General features: G+C 43.1%; 4 protein-coding genes and 1 pseudogene. 3 read left to right on the forward strand and 2 right to left on the reverse strand.

Annotated features, from left to right (window positions below):
• Positions 1-36: 36 nt before the first annotated feature.
• A complete protein-coding gene (locus tag LDL35_RS14095) occupies positions 37-1962 on the reverse strand; it encodes a type II secretion system F family protein (protein ID WP_304023579.1) in 1926 nt (641 codons plus the stop codon).
• Positions 1959-3881, reverse strand: coding sequence for a type II/IV secretion system ATPase subunit (locus LDL35_RS14100; RefSeq protein WP_304023581.1), 1923 nt, complete (start codon positions 3879-3881; stop codon positions 1959-1961). The genes LDL35_RS14095 and LDL35_RS14100 overlap by 4 nt, the downstream gene beginning before the upstream one ends.
• A 234-nt stretch (positions 3882-4115) precedes the next feature.
• Between LDL35_RS14100 and LDL35_RS14105 the strand changes: the two genes are divergently transcribed.
• From LDL35_RS14105 to LDL35_RS14115, 3 genes and pseudogenes are all read left to right on the forward strand, one after another.
• Positions 4116-4952, forward strand: coding sequence for an RAD55 family ATPase (locus tag LDL35_RS14105; protein WP_304023582.1), 837 nt, complete (start codon positions 4116-4118; stop codon positions 4950-4952).
• Positions 4949-5662 carry a KaiC domain-containing protein gene (locus LDL35_RS14110; protein ID WP_304023584.1) on the forward strand — a complete coding sequence of 238 codons (714 nt, stop codon included), beginning with the start codon at positions 4949-4951 and terminating at the stop codon, positions 5660-5662. Before LDL35_RS14105 ends, LDL35_RS14110 begins: the two co-directional genes overlap by 4 nt.
• A 2-nt stretch (positions 5663-5664) precedes the next feature.
• Positions 5665-5872 (forward strand): annotated as a pseudogene (locus LDL35_RS14115) (TIGR04013 family B12-binding domain/radical SAM domain-containing protein); the annotation flags it as partial.

Here is a 5872-nt window from a genome sequence, read left to right on the forward strand (position 1 = left end):
TCATCCACAGCGGCTCAATAAAAAAAATCATATTTTTTAGAACATGAAATTAAAGGCTATAAGTGCTCCGATGATAAGAATACAACTATGTTTCACGCCTGCCTTTATTGAGGATTCACCCATCAGTCCTGCCATCAGTCCTGAGCACAGTCCCTGGATCAGACATATGTGATAGAGCAGACGATCCATCGTAATAAGTGATGTTGATCCTAGGTTTGATAGTGGCCCTGCCATGGCAAGCCCCTCCTTACTCTGTTCTGCAAGAACTGTGAGAAACTGCGTGGTAATAACCCCGATAACAAAGATGAAAACAAAGAATGACAGATACACAATCGCGGTATAGATAAACATCTCTGAGAAACGGTCACGCCTCAGGTTTTCAGACATACGTGCATCATTTGCTGCAATACGAAGGAGTGATGATATTGAGCTGCTCATGGTTGCTGCCCGGGTAATCAGGGTGACGGTACGTGCAATCAATGCCGTTCTCACCCGGTGTTCAAACCGGATCAGTGCATCTGAAAAATTTGCTCCCCACTCAATATCACGGTGTATCCGGCTGATCTCATACCCGAGAACTCCCATATTTGCCCGTGCAATAACCGCAATTGACTGAGTAAGGGTAATCCCTACTTCATTAATCCCTGCCATCCGGTCAAGAAAATCCGGAATCATCGATTCAAGAGATCGGATCTTTTGGTTCCACCGGGTATAAAAAATGGCAAATGGAATGAGGGTTATCAAAAGGGCAATCATCAGTTGATCATCAACATAATTGATGTTGTCCTCAAGTGTCCCGACCGGAATGGTTAAAAAAATATAGATAACATAGGCCAGAGCGACGGGGGTACTAAAATAAAATGATAGCTCCGGATGCTGAACAAATCCCTGGACCGGGTTTGCCAGCCATCTTTTTAGTGGCTTTATCTTTTCAAACCGTGCCAGGGCGGTGAAGAGATGTTCTTCATTTCCTCCCTCGGAAATCCTGACATCAGAGTACTGATTCAGCCATTTCGCGCTCACATATCTGACAACATTCTCATCTTTTATCGATATGGTATCAATCATCAGTATGAAGATCGCAGCTCCGATGGGAAGAACGGCATACCCGATAAGTGATAATTCAAGGATGGCTGATGATCCCATCATTCCCATGACCACAAGAATTACGATGAGAAAGAGTGGTCCGGCAATGAATATGGTAACATATATCTCGGCTACGAGCCCCAGAAACTGGAGAAACTGTTTCTGTTCAAACTTCGCTTCTTCCTGAAGGATAAAAACCCGGTCCTGAAGAAACTGAGCAAGATTTCCTCCACTCTCCACCGTAGAGATAAGATCCTGTAAAAAATCCTTAAGTTTTCTGCTCGGGGTGGTTTCACTTAAGTGCTTTAAGGCATTTATGATATCATAACCGAAGAAATCAGCATCCCTGACCGCCTGTCTGAACTCCAAAGATACTTCCCCATATATGGCAGACATTTCTGAGAGGGAGCGCAATATGGTTATTATTTCTGCGCCTCCCTTTCTCATCGCATACATGTACGAGACGGCATTGGGAAGGCCGATAGTAATTTTAGTCTCCCGTGATTTTTTTGTCAGGGAAGGTAACACGGTGTATACCCAGTAGCCGATGAAACTACCAATGAGGAACAGGATGATCCCAAGCAGAATCTGAACGATAATAATGATTGGGAGGTCTCCGGTATCAGGATCATATGATATATTCAGGACATTATATAATTCAGGCTTTAATCCAAGATCCAGAGAAAATAATGCAAAGCCCGTAATAAAACCAAGAAGTCCCAAAAAAATACCGGTTCCTATCCCTGCGAGGATAGCCCGGTTTAAAAACTGTTCAAGAGTAAGACCGGATCTGATACCAACTAAATCGATATGTAAATCATGATATTTTTCCGGATTTTTGTATACCAGCCGGTTTACAACCCATGCAGGAATCATGCTACCAGCGATGCAAGATCATCGAGATGTTCTATCACATTTTGTTTATCAATGTAGTACGCCTGGATAACCTTCGTAAAACTGACATAATCCCTGATATTTTGATCTTTTACCGCTTGCAGGACCAGTTTTCTTCGGTCCATCTCTTCAATAAGTTTATCAGGCCCCCATCCATGAAATGCTGCAATATCGCCCAGAACCTGTGATCTGCCGGTATAGGTAAAGTCGTCAGCTACCGGATCGTACTCAAATACGGTATTGACCATGATATTTCCGGTGGCGGGATCAATACCGGCAATCTCCACGATCTCATCACACCGGCGAACCCGGTCAGGACCGATCTGGATCTGTTTCTGAATGCTCATGATATTCAGTGCCTGAAGCATGTTTCGTGGCACATTCAGAGGTTCGTTTTCCAGACGATGTATTGCAGCATCAACACTTCCTGCATGCATAGTAGAAAAAGTGGTATGTCCGGTGTTCATCGCCTGGAATAATGTCTGGGCTTCATGACCTCTGACTTCACCGACCAGGATATACTCAGGCCGCTGACGCATTGCAGCCTTCAGGAGCATGAACATGTCAACATGGGCTCCTCCACCTTCGGCAACAATCTCCCTGGTCACACTCGCAATCCAGTTATCATGAAACAGAGTTACTTCTCTGGTATCTTCAATGGAGATAACCTTGGCAAGCGGGGGTATAAAAAGAGATACTGCATTGAGGGATGTCGTTTTCCCAGAGGCGGTTCCGCCAATAAATACCAGACTCATGTTGTTCTCAATTGAAAGCCAGAAGTAGACCAGCATATCAATATTGAACGTATGAAGATCCATGAGGTCAACCGGGGTGAAGGGTGTTTCACGGAATTTGCGTATCGTAAATGATGTCCCACGGGATGTTACTTCGGTCCCGAAGGTAAGCTGCAGACGTGAACCGTCCGGCATCGTCGCATCGATGATCGGATTCGCGGATGAGATATGCTTTCCTGATCGCTGAGCCAGGGTAATAGCGAGAGATATTAATGAATTGGTATCAAAGGAGATGTTGGTCTTAATATTCTGCTCTTTTCTGTGGAACAGAAAGATCGGTATATTATCCCCGTCACAAGAGATATCTTCAATCAGGGGATCGATCATAAGGGCATTAATACGGCCCCACCCCAGGTAGTTACGAAGAAGATAATATTCAATTTTAAACAGTGAATTTTGTTCTATTTTCAACCCGTAATATTCGATCAGATCGACAACTTTTGAGATAAGAAGTTTCTTTCGTTCAATTCCCAGTTCTTCATCGGTAAGGATAAGTACATCTCTGAGATCCTCATGGATTCGTTCAAGAAGTTCATATTCAAAGGGAGTAAGTTCGGGTTCAAATAAAAGATACTCCCTCAGCTTGGATCGAACATTATGCGCAATAACCACCTTGGCAAGGCCTGGCTCCACCCAGTATTCATGCTTTGACTCATAGGGATGCTGCAATTTTATATCAAGGAGGCTGCCGTGTTTATCAAAATCATACTCCTCAAACCCTTTTTTATGAGTCAGACTTAATTTTTTCAGGAGTTTCCGATCAAAACTCTTATCAGGACTCTCTTTTACGGTTTTAAATGTCTCTTCCAGATCTTTTTCAACAGCAACGATCTCTTCTTCACGCTTTAATAATGGTAGTTTTATCCGGGTTATTCCTGCAGGTTGCTCTATCTCCTTTTGAGGTTGCTTTTTTATCAGGTCGATATGGGGGACCTTTTTTATGCCAGGTCCTTTTATTTCTGGTTTCTTTAAGACTTTTTTCGGTTTTTCTGATTGGGTGGGAGCCGTGCTGCCTTTACCGATACCAATACTCGGAACTTTTATCTTTATAGAGCGACGGTTTTTTTCCCGTTGTTCATTTTTATTCTGTGTATCTGATTCCCCCATCTCCAACCCACCAGAAATTATTACTCTCCGTAATGGTTCCCCCCGGCACCAGTTAAAATATCATATGACATCAAAGCATAAAAATAATACAATAGATGGGAAGGGGACAGGATTTTGATCCGCCATGGAGAAGAGCAGGTCTCATCTCTTTTCACTCTTGTGTGATCTCTTCACTCATTCCAAAGATTTAATTTGTTAGTGCGAATGAAATACAGATAACCGGATCTTCGAATAATGACAGGGATAAAATTTGAACAACATATGCCAACCGGATTATCAACCCTTGATCCGGTTTTTGATGGAGGTATTCCTCCTGGCTCTGTGGTACTGTTGAAAGGGGATATCGGTTCAGGAAAGATAGAGTTTGCATATAGTTCAATGATACACCTCTCTCACCTGATGAACCGGGAATCAACTGATGAGAGGGTGCTCATCCCTAAGGATATTTGTTATATCACCGTAACAAAGAGAAAAGAATCAATATTGCGTGAAATTTCACAATCATTTCATGAAGATTTCTTATCTCACATTGACACGATTCATTTTGAAGATTTATCCGATATCTATTTCGATACCAGTCTTGTTCCTATCACCTGGTATTCAGAATATGACGATATTATTGAACGAATGACAGCGCGCCGGAAGATCCATGACAACCTTCTGACCACCCTTTCGTTTACTCTTGATGATGTTCCCAATCAGAGTCTGGTAATACTTGATTCATTAACGGAGATTGCAACCCAGTATATTGCAGCAGGGAAATGGCCTGACCTCTCTGCATACCTCAGAGGAATGCAGCGTGTTGCCAAAAAATGGAATACCTCCTTTTATCTGATTCTGACGAAAGGCATTCTCAGTCCGTACCAGGAGATTGAGGTTGCTGATGCCATGGATGCAGTCATTCATTTCAAATGGGAAGAGTCATCGAGTGCAAAGCGTCAGCGTGTCTTATATATAGAGAAATTCAGGGGAGTGATGATCCATCTTGAGGATCGTGATCTTGTGAAATTTGCCGTAAAGATCACTCCTGAACGCGGATTTGAAGTCAGTAATATCAGGGTGGTTATATGAGAATACCGTTAATGAGTATTCCCCGGTTCGGGTTTGGTATTAAAGGGCTTGATGAGATGCTCTCCGGAGGTCTCATTGAAGGGACTGTCTCCTCAATTATTGGAGCATATGGTACCGGAAAAACCAATTTTGCACAGTATTACATCTGGCAGGGTCTGATACAGGGTCAGAGTGCATTATATATCACCCTTGAAGAAAGAACCTCCAGAATTCTTGGCTATATGGAAAATAAGGGATGGGATGTCTCTCAATATCTGGATTCCACGTTTACCATTGTAAACCTTGATCCATCGGATTTCAATCTTGCGATAAATAGTGTGAAAAACGAACTTCCGACCTTGATTAAAAAGACAGGTGCACATCGGGTGGTTATCGATCCGGTCTCCCTCTTTGAGGATCTCTTCCATGATGATGCAACACGAAGACGGGAAATGATGCGGTTTTTAGAGAGTCTTCGTGATCTGAACTGCACATCACTTCTCATCAGTGAAGCAGACAAAACCAACACATTTGCCAGTAAATATAATCTGATTGAGTATCTGAGTGACACGGTCATTCTTTTAAAATATGCTCGTGGTGGAGATGTAAATGACGTGCATCTGGCGATTGAAGTTGTCAAGATGCGTATGTCACAGCACTCACGAGAGGTTAAACCATTTGAAATCCACCAGGATTCTGTAACGGTGTATACTGAAGCTACTGTGTTTTGATCATGCGGGTCTGCTGGAGAACGATTCCAAGTCAGCGAAACAGCATGGCGTGTCTCTATGCTGCCTGTGAGCGGGCAGGATACACACTTGATTTTTCGTGCGGTCCTGAAAAGGATGTAACACTCTATAGTCTGAACTCGATCACCGGGCCCTCTCTTATCCCTGAAATACAAGCTGCTGATACAATTACTGTTATCGGCGGGCCCCATG

It is taken from the genome of Methanospirillum hungatei (assembly GCF_020216685.1).
Taxonomy (GTDB): Archaea; Halobacteriota; Methanomicrobia; order Methanomicrobiales; family Methanospirillaceae; genus Methanospirillum; species Methanospirillum hungatei_B.